18 protein-coding genes and 2 pseudogenes are annotated in these 24,215 nt (G+C 42.7%); 11 read left to right on the forward strand and 9 right to left on the reverse strand.

Translation table 11 applies throughout. The features are described 5' to 3' along the window. Window positions 1-487: 487 nt before the first annotated feature. From ruvB to AC4ME5_RS05070, 7 genes are all read left to right on the forward strand, one after another. Entirely contained in the window at window positions 488-1,486 is a 999-nt protein-coding gene (gene ruvB, locus AC4ME5_RS05040; protein WP_491800260.1) for a Holliday junction branch migration DNA helicase RuvB, read from the forward strand. Continuing rightward, window positions 1,467-2,051: a nucleotidyltransferase family protein gene (locus AC4ME5_RS05045; protein WP_491800261.1), complete on the forward strand. Its 585-nt coding sequence runs from the start codon at window positions 1,467-1,469 to the stop codon at window positions 2,049-2,051. Before ruvB ends, AC4ME5_RS05045 begins: the two co-directional genes overlap by 20 nt. A 209-nt stretch (window positions 2,052-2,260) precedes the next feature. After that, a complete protein-coding gene (gene uppS / locus AC4ME5_RS05050) occupies window positions 2,261-3,019 on the forward strand; it encodes an undecaprenyl pyrophosphate synthase (RefSeq protein ID WP_247944883.1) in 759 nt (252 codons plus the stop codon). Between the two features lie 8 nt (window positions 3,020-3,027). After that, window positions 3,028-3,831 (forward strand): phosphatidate cytidylyltransferase, encoded by an 804-nt coding sequence (locus AC4ME5_RS05055; RefSeq protein WP_491800262.1) that lies wholly within the window; start codon window positions 3,028-3,030, stop codon window positions 3,829-3,831. 15 nt (window positions 3,832-3,846) lie between these two features. Beyond that, the gene (rseP, locus tag AC4ME5_RS05060) at window positions 3,847-5,103 is read left to right on the forward strand and encodes an RIP metalloprotease RseP (RefSeq protein ID WP_491800263.1); all 1,257 of its coding nucleotides are present in this window, start codon (window positions 3,847-3,849) and stop codon (window positions 5,101-5,103) included. A gap of 16 nt (window positions 5,104-5,119) precedes the next feature. Next, on the forward strand, window positions 5,120-6,973 hold the full coding sequence (locus AC4ME5_RS05065; protein ID WP_084939377.1) for a proline--tRNA ligase: 1,854 nt from the start codon (window positions 5,120-5,122) through the stop codon (window positions 6,971-6,973). A 98-nt stretch (window positions 6,974-7,071) separates the two neighbouring features. Continuing rightward, window positions 7,072-8,451, forward strand: a complete 1,380-nt coding sequence (locus AC4ME5_RS05070) for a glycoside hydrolase family 1 protein (protein ID WP_491800264.1) — start codon at window positions 7,072-7,074, stop codon at window positions 8,449-8,451. 38 nt (window positions 8,452-8,489) lie between these two features. Here AC4ME5_RS05070 and AC4ME5_RS05075 read toward each other — a convergent pair whose 3' ends face one another. Next, complete coding sequence (locus AC4ME5_RS05075; protein WP_000264207.1) at window positions 8,490-8,903, reverse strand: EamA family transporter; 414 nt, start codon at window positions 8,901-8,903, stop codon at window positions 8,490-8,492. Between the two features lie 215 nt (window positions 8,904-9,118). On the opposite strand from AC4ME5_RS05075, the gene glmS reads away from it, so the two are divergent. Further along, on the forward strand, window positions 9,119-10,927 hold the full coding sequence (gene glmS, locus AC4ME5_RS05080) for a glutamine--fructose-6-phosphate transaminase (isomerizing) (RefSeq protein WP_411866958.1): 1,809 nt from the start codon (window positions 9,119-9,121) through the stop codon (window positions 10,925-10,927). Window positions 10,928-11,038: 111 nt separating this feature from the next. Beyond that, window positions 11,039-12,091: an LLM class flavin-dependent oxidoreductase gene (locus AC4ME5_RS05085; protein ID WP_491800265.1), complete on the forward strand. Its 1,053-nt coding sequence runs from the start codon at window positions 11,039-11,041 to the stop codon at window positions 12,089-12,091. 230 nt (window positions 12,092-12,321) lie between these two features. Here AC4ME5_RS05085 and AC4ME5_RS05090 read toward each other — a convergent pair whose 3' ends face one another. The 7 genes and pseudogenes from AC4ME5_RS05090 to AC4ME5_RS05120 all read right to left on the reverse strand — a co-directional run bounded on the left by AC4ME5_RS05090 (window position 12,322) and on the right by AC4ME5_RS05120 (window position 15,526). Continuing rightward, entirely contained in the window at window positions 12,322-13,179 is an 858-nt protein-coding gene (locus AC4ME5_RS05090; protein ID WP_007520758.1) for a 5'-nucleotidase, lipoprotein e(P4) family, read from the reverse strand. Between the two features lie 388 nt (window positions 13,180-13,567). Next, window positions 13,568-13,795, reverse strand: a pseudogene (locus AC4ME5_RS05095) (ATP-binding protein); the annotation flags it as partial. 160 nt (window positions 13,796-13,955) lie between these two features. Beyond that, a complete protein-coding gene (locus AC4ME5_RS05100; RefSeq protein WP_491800266.1) occupies window positions 13,956-14,525 on the reverse strand; it encodes a methyltransferase family protein in 570 nt (189 codons plus the stop codon). A 103-nt stretch (window positions 14,526-14,628) separates the two neighbouring features. Then, entirely contained in the window at window positions 14,629-14,772 is a 144-nt protein-coding gene (locus AC4ME5_RS05105; RefSeq protein WP_080619106.1) for a phosphotransferase, read from the reverse strand. Between the two features lie 3 nt (window positions 14,773-14,775). Next, on the reverse strand, window positions 14,776-14,940 hold the full coding sequence (locus tag AC4ME5_RS05110; RefSeq protein WP_021164627.1) for a hypothetical protein: 165 nt from the start codon (window positions 14,938-14,940) through the stop codon (window positions 14,776-14,778). Window positions 14,941-15,038: 98 nt separating this feature from the next. After that, a complete protein-coding gene (locus tag AC4ME5_RS05115; RefSeq protein ID WP_318836556.1) occupies window positions 15,039-15,386 on the reverse strand; it encodes a GNAT family N-acetyltransferase in 348 nt (115 codons plus the stop codon). After that, window positions 15,368-15,526, reverse strand: a complete 159-nt coding sequence (locus AC4ME5_RS05120) for a hypothetical protein (RefSeq protein ID WP_021164628.1) — start codon at window positions 15,524-15,526, stop codon at window positions 15,368-15,370. Before AC4ME5_RS05120 ends, AC4ME5_RS05115 begins: the two co-directional genes overlap by 19 nt. Before the next feature lie 208 nt (window positions 15,527-15,734). Here AC4ME5_RS05120 and AC4ME5_RS05125 point away from each other — a divergent pair. Next, window positions 15,735-16,163, forward strand: a pseudogene (locus AC4ME5_RS05125) (IS30 family transposase); the annotation flags it as partial. A gap of 75 nt (window positions 16,164-16,238) precedes the next feature. Here the strand turns inward: AC4ME5_RS05125 and AC4ME5_RS05130 are convergent. Continuing rightward, a complete protein-coding gene (locus AC4ME5_RS05130; RefSeq protein WP_491800267.1) occupies window positions 16,239-20,138 on the reverse strand; it encodes a pullulanase in 3,900 nt (1,299 codons plus the stop codon). A 442-nt stretch (window positions 20,139-20,580) separates the two neighbouring features. Here AC4ME5_RS05130 and rpoB point away from each other — a divergent pair, with 442 nt between their 5' ends. Further along, complete coding sequence (rpoB, locus tag AC4ME5_RS05135) at window positions 20,581-24,192, forward strand: DNA-directed RNA polymerase subunit beta (protein ID WP_491800268.1); 3,612 nt, start codon at window positions 20,581-20,583, stop codon at window positions 24,190-24,192. The last annotated feature ends 23 nt before the right edge of the window (window positions 24,193-24,215 follow it).

Here is a 24,215-nt window from a genome sequence, read left to right on the forward strand (position 1 = left end):
AAAATTATTTTTTCTTAAGTAAAGTTTAAGTCTCCTCGTGTATCATATAGTCATTAAATAAAGACCTCCTAATACTCTTCGAAAATCTCATCAACCTTCGTTAGAGTCGACTTAGCTAACTATCGTTATGCTTGCGTCTATCTACCTAGTCTGATTTCGATTTTCATTGAGTACCCTTTATTTAATGAAATCCTAAACTTTTCTTTTTCATCATAATCTCCTAAAGAAGTCACCCAATCAGGTGGCTTTTTTGTGACTTGAGAAAGAAAATTTCATTTGGAAAAAATTTTTCTAAAAAAATGATAAATCAGAAAAAAGTTAAGGTAATTTTAAGTCTCCTCGTGTATCATATAGTCATTAGATAAAGACCTCCTAACTTTATTTAATGAAATCCTAATCCTTTCTTTTTCATAATAATCTCCCTAAAGAGGCCACCCAATCAGGTGGCTTTTTTGTTTGTGGCTTGGATTTTTGCTATAATAGGAACATGAGTAGAATTTTAGATAATGAGATAATAGGGGACGAGGAGTTAGTAGAACGTACCCTCCGTCCTCAATACTTACGCGAATATATCGGACAGGATAAGGTGAAGGACCAGCTACAAATCTTTATCGAAGCTGCCAAAATGCGGGATGAAGCGCTGGACCATGTACTCTTATTTGGGCCTCCAGGTTTGGGGAAAACGACCATGGCCTTTGTTATTGCCAATGAACTGGGAGTCAATCTCAAGCAAACGTCTGGTCCTGTCATTGAAAAAGCGGGTGACTTGGTAGCTATTTTGAATGATTTGGAACCTGGAGACGTCCTTTTTATTGACGAGATTCATCGCTTGCCCATGTCGGTGGAAGAGGTACTCTATAGTGCCATGGAGGACTTCTACATTGACATCATGATTGGGGCTGGTGAAGGCAGTCGAAGTGTTCATCTGGACTTGCCACCTTTTACCTTGATTGGTGCAACGACACGTGCGGGGATGCTTTCAAATCCTCTGCGGGCACGTTTTGGGATTACAGGTCATATGGAATACTATGCTCATGATGACTTGACGGAAATTGTTGAGCGAACAGCAGATATTTTTGAGATGGAAATCACTCATGAGGCGGCTGCTGAGCTGGCCTTACGCAGTCGAGGAACTCCTCGTATTGCCAATCGTCTCCTTAAGCGCGTGCGCGACTTTGCCCAGATTATGGGGAATGGGGTTATCGATGATGTGATTACCGATAAGGCATTAACCATGCTAGATGTTGACCATGAAGGCTTGGACTATGTGGATCAAAAGATTCTTCGTACCATGATTGAGATGTACGGTGGTGGTCCTGTCGGTTTAGGAACTCTTTCTGTTAATATTGCCGAGGAGCGTGAGACGGTCGAAGATATGTACGAACCCTACCTCATCCAGAAAGGATTTATCATGCGAACTCGTTCTGGACGGGTGGCGACAGCTAAGGCATATGAGCATTTAGGGTATGAATACAATGAAAAATGAGCAAGAAATTCTAGATGCTTTCAGAGAAAATCCGGATATGATGACCATTCTGACCATCATTCGTGACTTGGAGTTGAATGATTCCTGGTTGGCAGCTGGTTCGGTCCGAAATTTTATCTGGAATCTCTTGTCAGACAAATCCCCTTTTGATCATGAAACGGATGTGGATGTGATTTTCTTTGATCTAGATATTTCTTATGAGGAAACAGTATCCCTAGAGAAAAAGCTGAGAGAAGATTTCCCTCAGTATCAGTGGGAGTTGAAAAATCAGGTCTATATGCATCTGCACAGTCCCCACACAGCTCCCTATACCAGTTCTTGTGATGCTATGAGTAAATATCCTGAGCGTTGTACGGCAGTAGGCCTTCGCTTGCATGCAGATGCAACTTTAGAGCTCTTTGCGCCCTATGGTTTAGAGGATATTTTAAAGTTTCAAGTTTTCCCAACTCCTCATTTTTTAGAGAATGAGGACCGGATGAAGCTCTATCAAGAACGCTTGTCCAAGAAAAATTGGCAAGAAAAATGGGAAAATCTCACTTTTTCAAAAAACTTAAGGAAAGTTTAAGTTAGGAACGGTATACTAAGTCCATAAGTTAAGAGAAACTTAACTTAAACTCCTAAAACTTTTTCATAATAATCTCCCTATAAAATAAAGTCGCCCAATCAGGCGGCTTATTTTTTGTTACTTACAAGAAATGATAGTAACTTAGCAATAGAAGAAAATAGGGAAGTATGGTATAATAAAACGATAGATTTTTGAATAGGAATAAGATCATGTTTGGATTTTTTAAGAAAGATAAAGCTGCAGAAGTAGAGGTTCCAATACAGGTTCCTAATCATATTGGCATCATCATGGATGGGAATGGTCGCTGGGCTAAAAGACGCATGCAACCACGGGTTTTTGGTCATAAGGCGGGGATGGAAGCACTTCAAAAGGTGACCAAGGCGGCCAACAAGCTGGGCGTTAAGGTTATTACGGTCTATGCTTTTTCTACGGAAAATTGGACTCGTCCGGATCAGGAAGTCAAGTTTATCATGAACTTACCAGTCGAGTTTTATGATAACTATGTTCCTGAATTGCATGCAAATAATGTTAAAATTCAGATGATTGGGGAGACGGACCGTCTGCCTAAGCCGACTTTTGAAGCTTTGACAAAAGCAGAGGAATTGACTAAGAACAATACGGGTTTGATTCTCAATTTTGCTCTTAACTATGGTGGACGTGCTGAGATTACACAGGCTGTTAAGCTAATTTCTCAGGATGTTTTAGATGCGAAAATCAATCCGGGTGATATCACAGAGGAATTGATTGGCAACTATCTCTTCACCCAACATTTGCCTAAGGATGTGCGAGATCCGGACTTGATTATTCGTACAAGTGGAGAATTACGCTTGAGCAATTTCCTTCCATGGCAGGGGGCGTATAGTGAGCTCTATTTTACGGATACCCTGTGGCCTGATTTTGACGAGGCAGCCTTGCAGGAAGCAATTCTTGCCTACAATCGTCGACAACGCCGATTTGGAGGAGTTTAGGAGAAAATATGACCAAGGATTTACAAGAGAGAACACTGTTTGCTGGACTGGCTCTGCTTATCTTCCTTCCCGTCTTGTTTGTTGGTGGGCTCTTGTTGCAGATAGGAATTGGCTTGATAGCTATGCTGGCTGTTCATGAGCTTCTGCATATGAAGGGACTAAAGACTATGACCATTGAGGGCACCTTGACCCTCCTTGCAACCTTTGCACTCACAATCCCCTTAGAAAATTACCTAACTTTTTTGCCGGTTGATGGCAATGTAGTTGCCTACAGTGTTTTGATTACAATTATGTTAGGAACGACTGTTTTCAGTAAAAACTATACGATTGAAGATGCTGCCTTTCCGATTGCTATGAGTTTCTATGTTGGTTTTGGTTTCAATGCCTTACTAGATGCTCGTATAGCTGGATTTGATAAGGTTCTTCTGGCCCTCTTTATCGTCTGGGCGACAGATAGCGCAGCTTACCTGATAGGGATGAATTTTGGCAAGCATAAGTTGGCACCAAGAGTTTCTCCTAATAAGAGCATTGAGGGCTTTATCGGTGGTATTCTAGGTGCGGTACTGGTAACAGCAATCTTCATGCTTGTAGACAGCACAGTTGCTCTCCCTTATGGAATTTATAGAATGAGCCTCTTTGCCGTCTTCTTCAGTGTGGCAGGTCAGTTTGGTGACTTGATTGAGAGTGCTATGAAACGCCATTTCGGTGTCAAGGATTCTGGGAAGTTTATCCCGGGGCATGGTGGAGTGTTGGATCGTTTTGACAGTATGTTAGTTGTCTTTCCTATCATGCACTTGTTTGGCCTCTTCTAAAGAAAGGAATATTGAATGATTGGATTGCTAACCTTTATCCTCGTTTTTGGGATTATCGTGGTGGTGCATGAGTTTGGACATTTTTATTTTGCCAAGAAATCAGGCATTTTAGTTCGTGAGTTTGCTATTGGTATGGGCCCTAAGATTTTTGCCCATATCGGTAAGGACGGCACTGCTTATACTATTCGGATCCTTCCTTTAGGAGGGTATGTTCGTATGGCTGGTTGGGGTGACGATGCGACGGAGATTAAGACAGGAACTCCGGTCAGTTTAACACTTGCAGAGGATGGTAAGGTCAAACGGATCAATCTATCTGGGAAGAAACTGGATCAAACAGCCCTCCCTATGCAGGTAACCCAGTTTGACTTTGAAGACAAGCTCTTCATTAAAGGCTTGGTCTTGGAAGAAGAAAAGACCTTTGCAGTAGATCACGATGCAACAGTTGTTGAGGCAGACGGAACCGAAGTGCGCATTGCCCCTCTAGATGTACAGTACCAAAATGCTTCTATCTGGGGCAAACTCATTACCAACTTTGCAGGTCCCATGAATAACTTTATCTTAGGTGTTGTTGTTTTTTGGATCCTGATCTTTTTGCAAGGTGGTGTTAGAGACACTCAGACCAATCTCTTTCATGTCATGCCAGAGGGAGCTTTGGCTAAGGTAGGCGTAGCTGAGACAGCTCAAATCACCAAGGTAGGCTTGCATGAAGTTAAGAATTGGCAAGACTTGACCCAGGCTGTGGAAGCAGATACCAAGGATAAGACCGCTCCGACCTTAGATGTGACCATTTCTGAAAATGGGAGTAAAAAACAAGTCACTGTTACTCCAGAAGAGAATCAAGGACGTTATATTCTCGGGGTTCAACCAGGGGTTAAGTCAGACTTTCTATCCATGTTTGTTGGTGGATTTACAACCGCTGCTGACTCGGGACTCCGTATCCTTTTGGCTCTGAAAAACTTGATTTTCCATCCAGATTTGAATAAACTCGGTGGTCCCGTTGCCATTTTTAAGGCAAGTAGCGATGCTGCTAAAAATGGAATTGAGAATGTCCTCTACTTCCTAGCTATGATTTCCATCAATATCGGAATTTTTAACTTGATTCCTATCCCAGCTTTGGATGGTGGAAAGATTGTGCTCAATATCCTAGAGGCTATCCGTCGTAAACCCCTTAAACAAGAAATTGAAACCTATGTCACCATGGCTGGTGTAGTTATCATGGTTGTCTTGATGCTAGCTGTGACCTGGAATGACATTATGCGACTCTTCTTTTAGATAATCGAGGAATATTATGAAACAAAGTAAAATGCTAATCCCAACGCTTCGCGAAATGCCAAGCGATGCTCAAGTTATCAGCCACGCCCTTATGTTGCGTGCTGGTTATGTTCGTCAAGTTTCTGCTGGTGTTTATTCTTACCTACCACTCGCTAACCGTGTGATTGAAAAGGCTAAGAATATCATGCGCCAAGAGTTTGATAAGATTGGTGCTGTTGAGATGTTGGCTCCTGCCCTTCTCAGTGCCGATCTCTGGCGCGAATCAGGTCGTTATGAAACCTATGGTGAAGACCTTTATAAACTGAAAAATCGTGAAAAGTCAGACTTTATCCTAGGTCCGACACACGAAGAAACTTTTACAGCTATTGTTCGTGACTCTGTGAAATCTTACAAGCAATTGCCACTTAACCTTTACCAAATCCAACCGAAATACCGTGATGAAAAACGTCCACGTAACGGACTTCTCCGTACACGTGAGTTTATCATGAAAGATGGTTATAGTTTCCATGCTAATTACGATAGTTTGGATGTGACTTATGATGAGTACAAGGCAGCCTACGAACGTATTTTCACTCGTAGTGGCTTGGACTTCAAGGCCATCATCGGTGATGGTGGCGCCATGGGTGGTAAGGATAGCCAAGAATTTATGGCCATCACACCAGCCCGTACAGACCTCGACCGCTGGGTTGTTTTAGACAAATCAGTTGCCTCATTTGATGAAATTCCTGCAGAAGTGCAAGAAGAAATCAAGTCAGAATTGCTCAAATGGATGGTTTCTGGTGAGGATACCATTGCTTACTCAAGTGAGTCTGGATATGCAGCTAACTTAGAAATGGCAACAAACGAGTACAAACCAAGCAACCGTGTTGTTACCGAAGAAGAAGTGACTCGTGTTGCAACACCAGATGTTAAATCAATCGATGAAGTGGCAGCCTTCCTTAACGTGCCAGAAGAGCAAACCATCAAAACCCTCTTCTACATGGCAGATGGGGAGCTTGTTGCAGCCCTTCTAGTTGGAAATGACCAGCTTAACGAAGTCAAGTTGAAAAATCACTTGGGAGCAGATTTCTTTGACGCTGCTAGCGAGGAAGAAGTCGCAAGTGTCGTCCCAGCAGACTTTGGTTCACTAGGACCAGTTGGTTTGCCAGAAAATGTGAAAATCATTGCAGACCGCAAGGTGCAAGATGTTCGCAATGCTGTTGTGGGGGCTAACGAAGATGGTTACCACTTGACGGGTGTGAACCCAGGTCGTGACTTTACTGCAGAATATGTAGACATTCGCGAAGTTCGTGAGGGTGAAATTTCACCAGACGGACAAGGTGTTCTTAACTTTGCGCGTGGTATCGAAATTGGGCACATCTTCAAACTCGGAACTCGTTACTCAGCAAGCATGGGAGCAGATGTCTTGGATGAAAATGGTCGTGCTGTGCCAATCATCATGGGATGTTACGGTATTGGTGTTAGCCGTCTCCTCTCAGCCGTTATAGAGCAACACGCTCGCCTCTTTGTTAACAAAACGCCAAAAGGTGAATACCGTTACGCTTGGGGGGTTAACTTCCCTAAAGAATTGGCACCATTTGATGTGCACTTGATCACTGTCAATGTCAAAGATGAAGAAGCGCAAGCCTTGACAGAAAAACTTGAATCCAACTTGATGGAAGCTGGTTACGAAGTCTTGACAGATGACCGTAACGAACGTGTCGGAGTGAAGTTTAGCGACAGCGACTTGATTGGGTTGCCGATTCGCATTACTGTTGGGAAGAAAGCAGCCGATGGCATTGTAGAAGTTAAGATTAAGGCGACTGGTGACACCATCGAAGTTCACGCAGACAACTTGCTCGAAACGCTTGAAATCCTTAGTAAGAAATAAAAACTATAATCAGAAGAAAAACAAGGCAAAAATGTAACTAGTTTTTACCTTGTTTTTTCTGTATAATGGGAAAAATGAGTAAACGAAGAGGTATAACAATGCTAAAATTTCCAAAGGATTTTGTTTGGGGTTCCTCCACTTCTGGACCACAGACAGAAGGACGAGTGCCAGATGATGGCAAGGGAGATAATCTCTGGGATTATTGGTATCAGGTGGAGCCAAACCGCTACTACAATGGGATTGGACCCGACAAAACATCGACTTTCTATGAAAACTGGGAAAAGGATATTGAGCTTCTGGTAGAGACTGGTCACACAGCCTTCCGAACTTCTATCCAGTGGTCTCGCATTTTCCCACAAGGCCGTGGAGAGGTCAATCCACAAGGGGTGGCTTTTTATCGTCAGGTCTTTGAAGCCATTAAGGCCAAGGGAATTCGTCTCTTAGTCAATCTCTATCACTTTGACCTGCCTTTTGCCCTCCAAGAAGATGGGGATGGTTGGGAAAATAAGACAACCGTCAAGGCTTATGAAGACTATGCTCGTTTTTGTTTTGAGACTTATGGTGACTTGGTGGACCAATGGATTACCTTCAATGAACCCATCGTTCCTATAGAATTTGGTTATTTTTATGATGCCCATTATCCTCACAAGGTAGATGCTAAGGCGGCGGTTAAGGTTGCTTATCATACGCAATTGGCTAGCAGTCTTGCGGTTAAGGCCTGTCATGAGATTTTGCCTGATCCTAAGATTGGGATTGTCCTTAACTTGACACCAGCTTACCCACGTAGCCAGCACCCCGCGGATGTCAAGGCTGCTCGCATTGCGGATCTCTTCCAAGCACAATCTTTCCTAGACCCGTCTGTCTTGGGAGCTTATCCAGAAGAGTTAGTAGAGATTTTAGCAGAGCAAGATTTGCTGCCGGATTCTACAGCTGAAGAGTTGGAGCTCATTCGCGATCATACTGTGGACTTTCTTGGAGTCAATTACTACCAACCTTTGCGCGTTATGGCGCCGCGTTTTGCTAAACATCCAGACAGTCCCCTCTTGCCAGAACATTTTTACGAGCCTTATATCATGCCGGGCCGTAAAATCAATCCTCACCGCGGTTGGGAAATCTACGAGCAGGGGATTTATGATATCGCCCAAATTATCAAGGAAAACTATGGTAATATTGAGTGGATGTTGACAGAGAATGGCATGGGTGTTGAAGGTGAAGAAAAATTCCGTGAGAATGGCATGATTCAGGACGACTATCGTATCGACTTTGTCAAAGGGCATCTTCGTGAACTCCACCGTGCCATTGAAGACGGAGCCAACTGTAAGGGTTACTTAATCTGGACCTTTATTGATTGCTGGTCGTGGCTCAACAGCTATAAAAATCGCTATGGTCTAGTTGAGCTTGACTTGGAAACACAGGAACGTCGCCTGAAGAAATCAGGTCACTGGTTCAAAGAACTCAGCGACCATAATGGATTTTAAGAATAAAAAAAGTGAGATGGTGTTCATCTCACTTTTTATTACAATATCATCACCAAGGTTCCGATCGTAATCAGGATACAGCCAACAATTGTTTTAAACGTCAGGATATCTTGTAGGAAGAAAAAGGCTAGAACGAGGGTAATGACGAGACTGAATTTATCGACAGCAGATACCTCAGTCGCATTGCCCATCTGTAGGGCCTTGTAGTAGCAGAGCCAGGAGGCGCCAGTGGCCAAGCCTGATAAGATGAGAAAGAGCCAACTTTTTCTACTGATGTTGACAATTTCGGTCTGACTATTGGTCAAGAAAACCATGGCCCAGGCCATAAGAATGACGACGACCGTACGAATAGCAGTTGCTAGATTGGATGGAACACCCTCGATCCCAATCTTGGCTAAAATTGATGTTAAGGCTGCAAAGATAGCAGATAAAAGTGCGAAGAAAAACCACATGGCAAATACCTCCTCTTTTTATTATAAGTAATTGATGCTGACTTGTCAGGTATCAAGTGAAATTCTGATAAAATACCAGATAGAAAAACTATACCAATTTTTCTTCTTGACAAGTGAGAAAAACAAGTATATACTGTCTTTGCTGATTCTGTAAAGGGGAAATCAGACTATACCAATTTAAGGAGAAAGCACAGCTGGTCTGTGTCGTATATATTATGTGTGGAATTGTTGGTGTTGTTGGAAACACAAATGCAACTGATATTTTGATTCAAGGGCTTGAAAAGCTCGAATACCGTGGTTATGATTCTGCGGGGATTTTTGTCCTAGGTGGTGCTGAAAATCACCTAGTCAAGGCTGTCGGTCGTATCGCAGAATTGTCTGCCAAGACAGCTGGCGTTGAGGGAACAACTGGTATCGGACATACGCGTTGGGCGACTCATGGTAAACCAACGGAAGATAACGCTCACCCACACCGCTCTGAGACAGGACGTTTTGTCTTGGTGCACAATGGCGTGATTGAGAACTACCTTGAAATCAAGGAAGCATACCTTGCAGGTCACCACTTCAAGGGGCAAACAGATACGGAAATCGCCGTTCACTTGATTGGAAAATTTGCGGAAGAGGATGGTCTCTCAGTTCTTGAAGCCTTCAAAAAAGCCCTTCACATCATCCGCGGTTCCTATGCCTTTGCCTTGGTTGACTCTGAAAATCCAGATGTCATCTATGTCGCTAAGAACAAATCACCACTTTTGATTGGTCTTGGAGATGGCTACAACATGGTATGCTCAGATGCTATGGCTATGATTCGTGAAACTAACCAATACATGGAAATCCATGACCAAGAATTGGTAATTGTCAAGGCTGATAGCGTCGAAGTGCAAGACTATGATGGCAATCGCCGTGAACGTGCTAGCTACACTGCGGAGCTTGACTTGTCAGATATCGGTAAGGGAACTTACCCTTACTACATGCTCAAGGAAATTGATGAGCAACCAACGGTTATGCGTAAACTCATCCAAGCCTACACAGATGAGACCGGTCAAGTTGTCGTTGACCCAGCTATCATCAAGGCTGTTCAAGAGGCAGACCGCATCTATATCCTCGCAGCTGGAACATCTTACCACGCAGGATTTGCTTCTAAGAAGATGCTGGAAGAATTGACGGATACACCTGTTGAACTTGGAATTTCATCTGAGTGGGGCTATGGGATGCCACTTCTCAGCAAAAAACCACTCTTCATCTTTATCAGCCAGTCTGGTGAAACAGCTGACAGCCGTCAAGTTTTGGTCAAAGCTAATGAAATGGGCATTCCAAGCTTGACAGTGACAAACGTACCAGGTTCAACTCTTTCTCGTGAAGCCAACCATACTATGCTTCTTCACGCGGGTCCTGAAATTGCTGTGGCATCAACCAAGGCCTACACAGCACAAATTGCAGCTCTTGCCTTTCTTGCAAAAGCAGTCGGAGAAGCAAACGGCAATGCCAAAGCCCAAGCCTTTGACCTGGTTCATGAATTGTCAATCGTAGCTCAGTCTATCGAATCAACCCTTTCAGAAAAAGAAACGATCGATGCTAAAGTTCGTGATCTTCTTGAAACCACTCGCAATGCCTTTTACATTGGACGTGGTCAAGACTACTATGTAGCCATGGAAGCCAGCCTCAAACTCAAAGAGATTTCGTACATCCAGTGTGAAGGCTTTGCGGCAGGAGAACTCAAGCACGGAACCATTGCCTTGATTGAAGAAGGAACACCTGTCTTGGCCCTCTTGTCAGATCCAGTCCTTGCAAACCACACTCGTGGAAATATCCAAGAGGTCGCAGCCCGTGGTGCCAAGGTCCTTACAATCGCAGAAGAAAATGTTGCTAAAGAGACCGATGATATCGTCCTTACGACCGTCCACCCTTACCTCTCACCAATCTCGATGGTCGTGCCAACACAATTGGTCGCTTACTTTGCAACACTTCACCGTGGCCTTGATGTGGACAAACCACGTAACCTTGCTAAGTCAGTAACAGTAGAATAAACCAAGAAAGTCTAGTTCATCTAGACTTTTTCTAATGAGCAAATTCATTGAAAATAAAACTAATTAGTGATAAAATGCCCTAAAAACTAAAAGAGATAGCGAGGAAACAGGATGGTAGAATTAGGAATTTCAACATTTGGTGAAACAACAGCTCTGGAGGCGACTGGACAGATTTACAGTCATGATGAACGCATTCGTCAGTTGGTGGCAGAAATTGAGCTGGCTGATAAGGTTGGTTTGGATGTGTACGGGATGGGGGAGCATCATCGGGAGGACTTTGCGGTATCGGCGCCAGAGATTGTTCTTGCAGCTGGGGCAGTCAATACCAAAAAGATTCGTTTGACTAGTGCGGTCAGCATTCTCTCGAGTGTGGATCCGATTCGCTTGTTCCAACAATATGCTACCATTGATGCCTTGTCAAATGGACGGGCAGAGATTATGGCTGGGCGTGGTTCATTCACCGAGTCCTTTCCACTGTTTGGCTATGACTTGAAAGACTACGAAGCACTTTTTGATGAGAAATTGGACTTGCTCCAGTTAGTCAATGAAAAGACCAAGATAGACTGGCAAGGTCAATTGACCCAAACGATTTCTGACAAAGGAGTCTATCCTCGTCCAGTTCAGGGGAAATTGCCATTGTGGGTGGCGACAGGTGGTCATGTAGAGTCAACAGTGAAGATTGCTCGGGCGGGGCTGCCGATTGTATATGCCATTATCGGTGGCAATCCGCGTTATTTTAAAAAGCTGATTCAAGCTTATCGCGAGATTGGTAGGGAAACCGGTCATGCGGATAAAGACCTGAAAGTGGGCGCTCATTCTTGGGGGTGGATTGCTGAAGATGGCGAGCAGGCTGTCAAAGATTATTTCCATCCGACCAAGCAAGTGGTGGATGCAATTTCCAAAGACCGTCCACACTGGCAGGAATTGAGTTATGAGCAATATCTTGAACAGGTTGGACCAAATGGTGCCATGTTTGTGGGCAATCCAGATCAGGTGGCAGAAAAATTGATTCGCATGATTGAGGGTTTAGGTTTGGACCGCTTTATGCTCCATCTACCGCTTGGTTCCATGCCTCATGATCAAGTTCTGAGAGCTATTGAGCTCTTTGGCACGCAAGTGGCGCCCAAAGTACGTTCTTACTTTGCCATGAAAGAGGGGTTATAAAAAATTCAATCAGTTGAGTCGATTGGTGAGGAACACCCATGGATTCAGCAACAGGTGGAAGTGGTACAAGGGGTAGAGCATACTATCTAGTGGAATATATACCAGTTTATACCAAGTACAAGATAAAATAGCAAAAAAGGCGATTATCCAAGTGGAAATCGTCTTTTTTTGATATTCTCACAAATACGATATCTTGTGGTTGGTGTAAACTGGTATATAGCTCCCTTATTTTATTTATCAAACCCTTGTAAGTTTTTTTGGCGCTCTTCAGTTTGACCCTTGGCATCCAATTTATTACCATTGTAAACAGTGCTTTCCCATGATCCATACATTGGGTTAGGGAAAATGATGAATTTCTCACCAAACTCTTTTTGTAATTCCTCTAATTTTTGGTCGCGCTCAGTTTCAGAGGTCTTTGAAAACTCTGCAAAGTCCACAAGATTGTCTCCTAGTAGCATGACTAAGTTGGTTTTTTCTTGGACTGCTTGTCTACGACCTTCTTTAGATTTGACGCCTTTTTCTAAGAACATGAGATGATCGCGGCTTTGTACAGGAATTCCTTCGTTTTCTAGGTTTTTGACCGTATCATCCACCTGATCTATCGTGCGGTCAGATACATAGTAAATTTGGACACCGTTTTTGTCTGCAAATTGGAGGAAGTCTTTAGCACCTGGTACAGCCTTGGCTGCGGCTTTTTTTACCCAGACATCCCAGTTTTCTGGGGTAAATGCTGTTCCATCTTTGACATTTTGCGCTTGATAAGGGCTATTGTCTAATACAGTTTCGTCCAAGTCCAAAACGATAGAGTAGGGTTTATCTGTCTGTGTTTTTAGTAGTTCTTTCAAACGATCAGTAGCGACATTGTAACCTTGTAGATAGAGTGCCTTGGTTTCAGCTGCTTTTTGATACCAAAGAGTTGACATAGTGTTCTCTCTTGAACGCAACTGATCATAGGTCATTGTAACCTGATTGTCAGATGTACTACTTTGTGTTGTCTGTGAATTTGCCGAATTTGTGCCACAGCCAGTCAGTAAAATGACGGAAGCAAGTGTAGAAGCAATTGTAATAGTAACTTTGGATATTTTCATAATCCGATCCCCCTAATAATAGTCTATTAACATTGTAGCGTTTTCATGGGATTTGTGCAAGGAAATATCGAGAAAAAATAAATTTTTCAGTAGTAATTTGGTATTAGGATAAAATTATGTACTTAATTTGGGAATGAAGATGGATATAAAAAAACTCAATCGGCTTGATAGAAAATCTATATCAGCTTCTTTTTGGAAAATAGATGAAAATAAAGTGAATCTTTGAAAGGCTAGTAACATCAAGCTTTTCAGGGATTTTTTCTTTATAGATCCCAATTTGTAAAATTAAGCTAGACAGAAAAAGCCATCTATGTTAGGTTCAGATAAACACCATACCAAGTTTTTCTGAGTTACATGAAAAATCTAACTTAATTTGACAATTTGGGTTTTCAAAAATCAAATGCTGCCGATTTTCAAGCGCTGTCTTGATGATTTCTTTGACAATAGACCACAAGTAATCGGTCAGTAAGTCGCTATCTGCCGCTGTCAGCTCCGTTTGCCCGCTTCTAATCAAACCCATTTTCAGCAAACCCACTGATAAATAAGGATAACCAAACTCTTCTAGTATTTTCTGCGCCAAAAGCGTCTTCCCCGTGTGAGAAGCCCCAATTATCAGGAAATCATTTGTTGAAAACCCTTTCTTCCCTATATTATAGAACTTTCTGATAACTATTCACATCTTATTATGAGAAAAAATCCGCTAGAATATCTAGCGAATCCCTCATTCAATCATTCTTTTCTATTCGTCTCATAAGATGTTGTATTCTGATATTGTCCTACCAAATAAAAGGGAAAATTCGATATTTAACCTTGCTACAATAATCTTGATAGGCTTGCCCGAAATGCTCTCCTAGGACCTTCTCCTCAACTCGTAAGCGAATAGCGTAGCCAACAACCAAAACTAAGAGAGACAAGAGAAAACTGTAGAGATTCAGTGTGATGAGAGACAAACCTAGCAGGGACAAGATGCTGCCTGTATAGGCAGGATTTCTCACAACCGCATAAGGTCCGCTATCTACCAGCTTTTGCTGGTCTGTCGTCTGCACCGCTAAGGTAAAAGCCTTGCCCAGGTAGTTGACCGCATACAGACGCAAGGCTATGGCAAAGATAGCCAAAGGAAAACCTAGAAAAAGAAAAATGCTTGGTAGTTCCACACGAAAAACTGCTAGATTGTCAAGATTAACCGATAGCAAGGACAAGACGACGCTAGCGATAATCACATAGCGTGTTCCGTCATCAGCTGAATGTTCAGCCTTATTCTTTTTAGTGTGATGTTTAATATATATTTCTGATAGCACAATAAGAACAAATATAAGATAGATAAAAATTGTTTGTATTGTAGACATTTTTTGACCTCCTCCCTCATTCTACTCTTTTCAACTGGGAAAATCTAGTGAAAGTCTAAAGAATTTTCAAAAAAAGCTCCTTTCCTAAGAAAAGAGTGTGAACTTAAAATTCAATGATACCAGGCTCCACTGCCGTATCGTGGTTGGCAATGACTTGCAGGCAGTTGGGGTCTTGGCTTTCTTCCTTGGCCCACTTGAGCGAGGTCATCTGCTTGTCCTTATCCAAGGAAATTCCCGGTAAAATCAAGCCCTACCATGATTTTTTAGCATAGCTAGCATCTGAGGCAAGAAGGACGAATTTCCCGTCAGCAATGTCGCTCAGGAAAGATGCCGCACGATCACTATACAAAAATTCATCAACAGTCGAAAAAGCCTGATAATCATTAAAATAAGGTGCATCAAAATCTTTCCACATAGGCTTCTCCTGACAAAAACCAAGTTGTCAGAGTGGTAGTAAATCATTTTTGTCTAAGCTTTTTAGCTGTATACTCATTTTATTACCTACTTTGCTAATTAGAATATTTCATTGATTTTCGCCATGACATACTCATCTCTATATTGCCCTTTAACCAACATTGTTTTAGTTTTTCTTCCCTCAACTTCAAAGTCATTCTTTTGATATAGATGAATAGCCACATCATTATTTGTTTCTATGCTCAACTCTAAACGGACTATTTTATTTTCTTGCACCCAAAAATCTAAACGTTTGAAAAATTCTGTTCCGATACCTTGTCCGCGATAATCTTTTAACACGCCTAGCACAATATAAGCCAAGTGGGCGGTACGATTAACCTTCTCTTTCTCAGCTGAAATATGGCCAATGATTCTGTGATTGTCAATAGCTACCAGTTTATTAGCCAGCTTGCTATTTTCTCTTTACCAACTTTCAACTCTCGCTCTTTGGGCTCAAACATCATAAAATCAGTTTCAGTGTCCAACTGATTTAAGTAATCATAGTAATCGTCTACGTATTTTGAATATAATCTTCTATAAACAATCATGTACTTTCTACCCTTTACTAGCCAAATGCTTCGCAAGTGGCCACTACTCTTAGCATTTTGTACTGCACTCCAAAAGTTAGACAGAAAAAGCCATCTATGTTAGGCTCAGATAAACCACCACATTTGTCTGAAAGGAACTAACATAAATGACCTATACTCATCTTACTACAAACGAGCTTGTAATGATAGAGGCTTACTATCAAGAAAACACAGAAGAGCAATCATTACCTTAGTAGAATGCCTCTCAAAAGCCATCATCACACTGAAAACTGAGGGACAAAAAGCAAGTGATATTGAGGCCTCCATCAATCAATGGTTGTCTCAAGTTCCCAGTCATCTCTTTAAGTCGATAACTTTTGATTGTGGGAAATAATTTTCTAATTGGAAATCTATTTCGAATGCACATGATATTGATATTTTCTTTGCGGATTCAGGATGTCCTGGTCAACGAGGCCTCAATGAACATTCTAATGGCTTATTAAGACGAAATGGACTTCCGAAATAAATGGATTTTACGAATATTTCTCAAAATTATTTATCAGCTATAGCTGATAAAAGAAATAGAATTCCTAGGAAATCATTGAATTATCAATCACCATACCAAGTTTTTCTGAGTTACTTGAAAAGTCTAACTTAATTTGACAACCTAGGATATAAAAAATCAATCCCCCGTGCGTTAAGGCTCGGGGGATTTTTCTATAGGAGGGCTAGTTTAGTTTTCTTTTTTGTTTTTTAGTAAGAAACCGAGGCCAAGGAGCGCAAGGAGGCTGATTCCTGAAAACAGGAGTCTGTTATCGTTTTTGATTCCTGTATTTGGAAGTCCAGCTTGTTTAGCTGGGGTTGCAGGTATATTCTCTTTGCTGGAGTTTTCTACTGCTCCGTTTTGAAGAGCTTCTTTTACAGATGCTTCTTGTGCTAGTTGTGTAGCTTGTGAATCAGTTGTAGCTTGGCTAGGTTTATCTTTTGCATCAGCTACTTTTTTATCTAGTTTAGTAGAATCAGGTCTAGCTTGTGGAGCTGGATCTTGATGTTCAGGTTTGACTACTCGGTTTGAAATATTGTCTTGGTCATTATTGTGACCTTGTTCTTGTTTTAAGCTAGAAAGATCAAATTCTGGTTTTTCTTCCACAGCTGGGGCAACGATGGCACCACCTTGAGATAAGCGGAGAACAACGGCAGTGAGAGCGTTCAATTTTAAGCCTTTTTCAGTCCATTCGAGACCTTGAGGTTTAGCGATTCCTACTGGTCCTGCTTGGTTTTCATCTGCCAGAACTTCAGCCTTTCTCAAGTGAGCAAAGGCAGTTCCTAAGTTGAATTCACGAGCCTTATCATCTGCATTGACAAAGACTGCGTAGATATCACCGTTTGGAGCAGTGATTTGGTAGCCGATCACCACGTCTTCTTTTTCAACACCATTTTGTCCTGGGACAGTGATGAGGCGGACGCGTTCTTTGATGTCTTGAAGACTCTTGAGTCGGAAGGCATCTGTAGATTGACGAAGGGCAATCAAGCCTTTCATGTAGTCACGGCTCTTGACATTTTCAGGATAGGCTTTGCCATCTGTTGCCTTGGTCCAATCAAACTTGTTGACAGCATCACTAGAGTCGTAAGAGTCATGGATAAAGTAAGGATAGATAAATGGTTCGCCGTCCTTGTCACGTAACAAGTGAGACTTGTGTGGAGCCTTATCCTCTGAGACAGGAGTCTTATAGGCTGGGTCAAGGAATTGTTTGGTACGTCCGTATTCCTGACCAGAGTGGATAAACGGTGTTCCTTGGGCGGTCAAGACCATGAGGTTTCCAAGTCGCAAACGACGATGGATTTCAGCGTAGTTTTCCGCCTTGCTTGGGTCTTTTTTGATAGACTGAGCAATAATGTCAAAGAGGGTCAAGTTATCATGGGCTGCGATATACTGGATAACATCTCCAGGATTGTCAGCCTCAAAGTTAGTTGGTTGGGCAATGAGATTTTTAAAGATGGTATTGATATCGCGTTTGCCACCTGTGATAAAGGCAGGTTGACCTTCGTTTGGATAGCCAGACTTGAGGTTGTTACGGATGTCGTCTGAAAAGACAGCGACAGTATCTGTTTTCTTCATCCAATCTTGGTCAGCAGGTTGTACAGGCGTATTTTCATCACCAGTATAGGTTCTCCAACCTTCGCCTAGCATGATTAGGTTTGGATTAAGTGCGCGTGCAGCCTTGTAAGCTTCTTCGATTGAAGCTGCATCATGGTCTCCCATCATATCGAAACGGAAACCATCCACTTTGTAGGTATCGACTAGATATTTGATAGAGTCAACTAGGAGCCGTTTGGTCATATGGTGGGTTGTCCCCAAGCGTCCACCACCAAAGTTAGTACGTGGAGTTCCGTCTGCGTCCATAAAGTGATAGTAGTTTGGCTCAATATCCTCAAAAATGTCAACATTGGCAGTATGGTTGTAGACCACATCCAAGATAGCCCCCATGCCACGTTTGTGGATTTCGTTGATGAGGTTTTTAAATTCTGCGATTCGTTTTTCTGGATCCTTAGGATCGCTAGAGTACATACCAGTCAAGGAGAAGTAGTTTTGAGGGTCATATCCCCAGTTGTAGTTGCTGTTGCTTGAAGCGTAGGCAGACAAACGTTCTTGGTTCTTCAATTCATTGACAAAGTAGTAAGACAAGACTGGAAGGAGCTGGATGTGGGTCACACCCAAGTCTTTGAGATAGTCTAGTTTTTCGATAAAGGCTTCGAAGGTACCGAATGGTTTGGTCAAGTCTTTTGCGATGGCAGGATCCGAAGTGAAGTCACGAACATGAGCTTCATAGATGACGGCATCTTCACGAGATTTGAAGTTGCGAATCTTCCCATAGGTCAAGTCTTGCGGACCTAACTTCGCTGGATCGACAAAGGCAGCTTTAGCGATCTTATGAGCGGCATCTGTTTTTGCTAGGTCACTGTTCCAGGCCGCTAATGATTTGGCATAAGGGTCAAGAACGAGGACAGTTTTGCCTTGGCGCTCGATTTGGTAGTGGTAGTAGTAGCCAGTATAGTTGCTGATACCGAGACCAGAGTTTGCATCCAGAGTTTGTTTCCAGGTTCCTTTTTCTCCTTTTTCAAGGGCGACAGTTCCGACTACCTTTTCAGGGTCTTTCTTGTCGTAGACGACAACGGAAACCTTATCGGCACTCGGAGACCAGAGGGTGAGGTCGACCCGCTTGCCATCTTCTTTTAGGGTTGCGCCGAGTGGACCATCGTAACTGTAGGATTCATCCTTGAGGCGCCAGCTTGAACGTGTGGTAAAGCGGTCTGAATTGTAGCTGACTGTGTAAGGGTGTTGTGTGTCAGAGAAGTCGCCGATGTAGGTCACTTTTTTACCTGCCTCATCAACTTCGATATCGGTGATGGTTACTTTGTTCCCTTGGTGATCGGTGATATTGGAGCGTTTAAGAATATCGTCTTTCTTAGCTCCAACAAGGGTAGAAAAGCTACTTTCGATACGAGACTTGGCCACATGTTGGGCACCAGTCATGCGGATATCGTGCACATAGTAGGGGTTGGTGTAGATGGTCTCGTCATCATCTTTGAGGAAGATTTGACTGTGATTTTTTAGATCAGTAAATTTATAATCTTCTTTTCTGATTTTCACATCATCGCCCTTCTTGCTTTCGTCTAGTAATAAAAATCCGAATTCTCTTGCAGCTTCATTGAGTGGAATATCAATGTAACGACCATATTTTCCAGTTGCGGTAAAGTCAGTACCGTCAGGCCATTCTCCACTGCTTGGGTTTTTAACATCGCCCCAATACCAAAGAGATTTTTTGTCATAGTTGCCATCGGTGCGGTAGTAGTTGACACGGACGGTTCCTGCTGGTTGAGGTCGATAATTGTATACCTTGTAGTTTTCATCTAGCCAAGCCTCATTCATTTTTGGAGAGAGGTGCTCTACAGAACGGTCCCCTGTCAGGTTATCCCCCTTGGTATTGTTGATAAGGAAGCTGACTTTCTTGGCTTGCTCATTTTTGAGTTTGACGTCTAGGTAATAGCCGTAGTCGTCTTTCTTGGCATCCTTGAAGGACTTGGCTCCATTGGGCCAGTTTTCAGAAGGTTTTTCAACATCGTCCCAAGTCCAAAGGCCTTGAGAATCCTTGTTTTCTTCAGGAAGTTTTTTCACATGGATGCGGAAGTAGTTGTCTTCGATTGGTGATTCAGAACTAGTGTCTGCTTGAGGTTTTTGATCAGAACTTGGCGTCGAAGTGCGAGTATCTACTTTCTCTTCCTTGCTGTTAGGCTGGCTTGTAGTAGCTTCTTCTTTTTTAGCTGTTTCAGCTGCTAGAGGAGCGTCAGTTGATGGGGCTTCCTTTTTAGTGTCAAGGGAAGCGTTTGCATTATTTTGCTCAGAATTGGGGCTTTGCTCTTGTGTTTGACTTGCTTCAGTCTCGGTAGGAGCCTTAGCCACAACACTAGTATTTTCCTGAGCTTGAGGGAGGTTTTCGTTAGCCGAAATGGTTGGCATTGCAGCAGAAAGCAGGACAATGCTAGCACCGATAAGGACAGAGCTTGTTCCATTTTTCAAGGAACGAATACCGTAAATCATTTTTTTCTCAGTTTGAGATGGGATCTTTTTCATCACAATTCTCCTTATGTAGTTGTTCCCTAACAGTATAGCATGAGGTAAACATTAGTGCAAGCGTTTTCCTAATTTTTAAAAGAAAATTTTATGCTTCATTCTTTTGAAATTTTAAACCGTTTTATAGGAAAAGATTGTTTAAAAAATAGTAAAAAAACCTTGAAAAATCTAGCTAAATAAGGTATAATTTGAATAATCATTTGTCGTAGGTTTTGTCTGAAATATTGTCCAGACAAGGCTCACAGCAGTTAAATCTTCTGAAAAAGTCAGATTTAGCTGCTCTTTTTGTGCTTTTTTTCAGGTTTTTGAGTGTTTGTAACAAAGATTTAAAGATTCTGAAAATTCATCAAAGGGACACGGTGATAGGGGTTTTTAAAACCATATGACGATTAGAAAAGCCTGATCGACAAGGCTTGGAACTTATTTACAAAGGAGAATCATCTTGGCAGGACATGACGTTCAATACGGGAAACATCGTACCCGTCGTAGTTTTTCAAGAATCAAAGAAGTTCTTGACTTACCAAATTTGATTGAAATTCAAACGGATTCATTCAAAGATTTCCTAGACCACGGACTTAAGGAAGTATTTGAAGATGTATTGCCAATTTCAAACTTCACAGACACAATGGAGTTGGAATTTGTTGGCTATGAAATCAAGGAACCAAAATATACGCTCGAAGAAGCTCGTATCCACGATGCTAGCTACTCAGCACCAATTTTTGTAACCTTCCGCTTGATTAATAAAGAAACAGGCGAAATCAAGACTCAAGAAGTCTTTTTTGGTGATTTCCCAATCATGACTGAGATGGGTACTTTCATCATCAATGGTGGTGAACGTATTATCGTTTCTCAGTTGGTTCGCTCACCAGGTGTTTACTTTAATGACAAAGTAGACAAGAACGGTAAAGTAGGTTACGGTTCTACTGTTATCCCTAACCGTGGAGCTTGGTTGGAACTTGAAAGCGACTCAAAAGACATCGCTTATACTCGTATCGACCGTACTCGTAAGATTCCATTTACGACCTTGGTTCGTGCGCTTGGTTTCTCAGGTGATGATGAAATCTTTGATATCTTTGGTGACAGTGAATTGGTTCGCAATACCGTTGAAAAAGATATCCACAAGAATCCAATGGACTCTCGTACAGACGAAGCCTTGAAAGAAATTTACGAACGCCTTCGTCCAGGTGAGCCTAAAACTGCTGAAAGCTCACGTAGTTTGCTTGTGGCACGTTTCTTTGATCCACGTCGCTATGACTTAGCAGCCGTTGGTCGTTACAAGATTAATAAAAAATTGAACATCAAGACACGCTTGCTCAACCAAACCATTGCGGAGCCATTGGTAGACCCTGAAACGGGAGAAATCTTGGTAGAAGCTGGAACCGTTATGACTCGTAGTGTGATTGAAAGCATTGAAAGCCATTTGGACGGCGACTTGAATAAGATTGTCTACATTCCAAATGATGCAGCTGTCCTGACAGAACCGGTTGTCCTTCAAAAATTCAAGGTTGTTGCACCAACGGATCCAGATCGTGTTGTAACCATCATCGGGAATGCAAATCCAGATGACAAGGTTCGTGTTGTAACTCCTGCAGATATCCTTGCTGAGATGAGCTACTTCCTCAACTTGGCTGAAGGTATCGGACGTGTGGATGATATCGACCACCTTGGAAACCGTCGTATCCGTGCAGTTGGTGAATTGCTTGCCAACCAAGTACGTTTGGGACTTTCTCGTATGGAACGTAATGTCCGTGAGCGTATGTCTGTTCAGGACAATGAAGTTTTGACACCGCAACAAATCATTAACATCCGTCCTGTAACAGCTGCGGTTAAAGAATTCTTTGGTTCATCACAGTTGTCACAGTTCATGGATCAACACAACCCGCTATCAGAACTATCACACAAACGTCGTTTGTCAGCCTTAGGACCTGGTGGGTTGACACGTGATCGCGCTGGATATGAAGTCCGTGACGTACACTACACTCACTATGGTCGTATGTGTCCAATCGAGACACCTGAAGGACCTAACATCGGTTTGATTAATAACTTGTCATCTTACGGACACTTGAACAAATATGGTTTTGTTCAAACACCATACCGTAAGGTTGACCGTGAAACAGGTGTAGTCACAAACGAAATCGTTTGGTTGACAGCCGATGAAGAAGATGAATTTACTGTAGCGCAGGCCAACTCTCGCCTCAATGAAGACGGTACTTTTGCTGAGAAAGTTGTCATGGGACGTCACCAAGGGGTCAACCAAGAGTATCCAGCAGAAGTCGTTGATTACATGGACGTGTCACCAAAACAGGTAGTTGCCGTTGCGACTGCATGTATTCCTTTCTTGGAAAACGATGACTCCAACCGTGCCCTCATGGGTGCCAACATGCAACGTCAGGCTGTGCCATTGATTGATCCAAAATCACCTTACGTTGGTACTGGTATGGAATACCAAGCAGCTCACGACTCTGGAGCTGCGGTTATTGCTCAGCATGACGGTAAAGTTACCTACGCAGATGCGGACAAGGTAGAAGTTCGCCGTGAAGATGGTTCCCTAGATGTCTACCACGTTCAAAAATTCCGTCGTTCAAACTCAGGCACTGCCTACAACCAACGTACCCTCGTTAAAGTTGGGGATGTCGTTGAAAAAGGCGACTTTATCGCTGACGGACCTTCTATGGAAAAAGGAGAAATGGCGCTTGGACAAAACCCAATCGTTGCCTACATGACTTGGGAAGGTTACAACTTCGAGGATGCCGTTATCATGAGCGAACGCTTGGTGAAAGACGATGTCTACACATCTGTCCACCTCGAAGAATACGAATCAGAAACGCGTGATACAAAGCTTGGGCCTGAAGAAATTACTCGTGAAATTCCAAACGTTGGAGAAGATGCCCTTAAAAACCTTGACGAAATGGGAATTATCCGTATTGGTGCCGAGGTTAAAGAAGGGGACATCCTTGTAGGTAAAGTCACACCTAAGGGTGAAAAGGACCTTTCAGCTGAAGAACGTCTCTTGCACGCTATCTTTGGAGACAAGTCTCGTGAAGTGCGTGATACTTCTCTTCGTGTACCACACGGTGCCGATGGTGTCGTTCGTGATGTCAAGATCTTTACACGTGCAAATGGAGATGAGTTGCAATCAGGCGTTAACATGCTAGTTCGCGTCTACATTGCTCAAAAACGTAAGATCAAGGTCGGAGATAAGATGGCCGGACGTCACGGAAACAAGGGGGTTGTCTCTCGTATCGTTCCTGTAGAAGACATGCCTTACCTTCCAGATGGAACTCCAGTCGATATCATGTTGAACCCACTTGGGGTGCCATCACGTATGAATATCGGTCAGGTTATGGAGCTCCACCTTGGTATGGCAGCACGTACTCTTGGTATCCACATCGCAACACCAGTCTTTGACGGAGCAAGTTCGGAAGACCTTTGGGACACTGTCAAAGAAGCAGGTATGGATAGCGATGCCAAGACTATCCTTTATGATGGACGTACTGGTGAACCATTTGACAACCGTGTATCAGTTGGTGTCATGTACATGATCAAACTCCACCACATGGTTGATGATAAATTGCATGCGCGTTCAGTCGGGCCTTACTCAACCGTTACTCAACAGCCACTTGGAGGTAAAGCTCAGTTTGGTGGACAACGTTTCGGTGAGATGGAGGTTTGGGCTCTTGAAGCCTACGGTGCGTCAAATGTTCTTCAAGAAATCTTGACTTACAAGTCTGACGATATTAACGGACGTTTGAGAGCTTATGAAGCTATCACAAAAGGAAAACCAATTCCAAAACCAGGTGTTCCAGAATCATTCCGAGTTCTTGTGAAAGAATTGCAATCTCTTGGTCTTGACATGCGTGTCCTTGACGAAGATGACCAAGAAGTGGAACTTCGCGACTTGGATGAAGGAATGGACGAAGATGTCATCCACGTAGATGACCTTGAAAAAGCCCGCGAAAAAGCAGCCCAAGAGGCTAAAGCAGCCTTTGAAGCTGAAGAAGCAGAGAAAGCAACAAAAGCGGAAGCAACAGAAGAAACTGCTGAACAAGAATAAGCAGTTCACTTAGAATAGAAAGG

The organism is Streptococcus sp. A69 (genome assembly GCF_058556195.1).

Coding starts and splice junctions, on each gene's coding strand:
- AC4ME5_RS05100 (WP_491800266.1), bottom strand. CDS start 14,525: ATGTCTACAATACAAACAATTTTTATCTATCTTATATTTGTTCTTATT.
- AC4ME5_RS05120 (WP_021164628.1), bottom strand. CDS start 15,526: ATGATTGTTTATAGAAGATTATATTCAAAATACGTAGACGATTACTAT.
- AC4ME5_RS05110 (WP_021164627.1), bottom strand. CDS start 14,940: ATGTGGAAAGATTTTGATGCACCTTATTTTAATGATTATCAGGCTTTT.
- AC4ME5_RS05075 (WP_000264207.1), bottom strand. CDS start 8,903: ATGTGGTTTTTCTTCGCACTTTTATCTGCTATCTTTGCAGCCTTAACA.
- AC4ME5_RS05065 (WP_084939377.1), top strand. CDS start 5,120: ATGAAACAAAGTAAAATGCTAATCCCAACGCTTCGCGAAATGCCAAGC.
- AC4ME5_RS05045 (WP_491800261.1), top strand. CDS start 1,467: ATGAATACAATGAAAAATGAGCAAGAAATTCTAGATGCTTTCAGAGAA.
- uppS (WP_247944883.1), top strand. CDS start 2,261: ATGTTTGGATTTTTTAAGAAAGATAAAGCTGCAGAAGTAGAGGTTCCA.
- AC4ME5_RS05090 (WP_007520758.1), bottom strand. CDS start 13,179: ATGAAAATATCCAAAGTTACTATTACAATTGCTTCTACACTTGCTTCC.
- AC4ME5_RS05130 (WP_491800267.1), bottom strand. CDS start 20,138: ATGAAAAAGATCCCATCTCAAACTGAGAAAAAAATGATTTACGGTATT.
- AC4ME5_RS05070 (WP_491800264.1), top strand. CDS start 7,072: ATGCTAAAATTTCCAAAGGATTTTGTTTGGGGTTCCTCCACTTCTGGA.
- AC4ME5_RS05055 (WP_491800262.1), top strand. CDS start 3,028: ATGACCAAGGATTTACAAGAGAGAACACTGTTTGCTGGACTGGCTCTG.
- AC4ME5_RS05085 (WP_491800265.1), top strand. CDS start 11,039: ATGGTAGAATTAGGAATTTCAACATTTGGTGAAACAACAGCTCTGGAG.
- rseP (WP_491800263.1), top strand. CDS start 3,847: ATGATTGGATTGCTAACCTTTATCCTCGTTTTTGGGATTATCGTGGTG.
- glmS (WP_411866958.1), top strand. CDS start 9,119: ATGTGTGGAATTGTTGGTGTTGTTGGAAACACAAATGCAACTGATATT.
- ruvB (WP_491800260.1), top strand. CDS start 488: ATGAGTAGAATTTTAGATAATGAGATAATAGGGGACGAGGAGTTAGTA.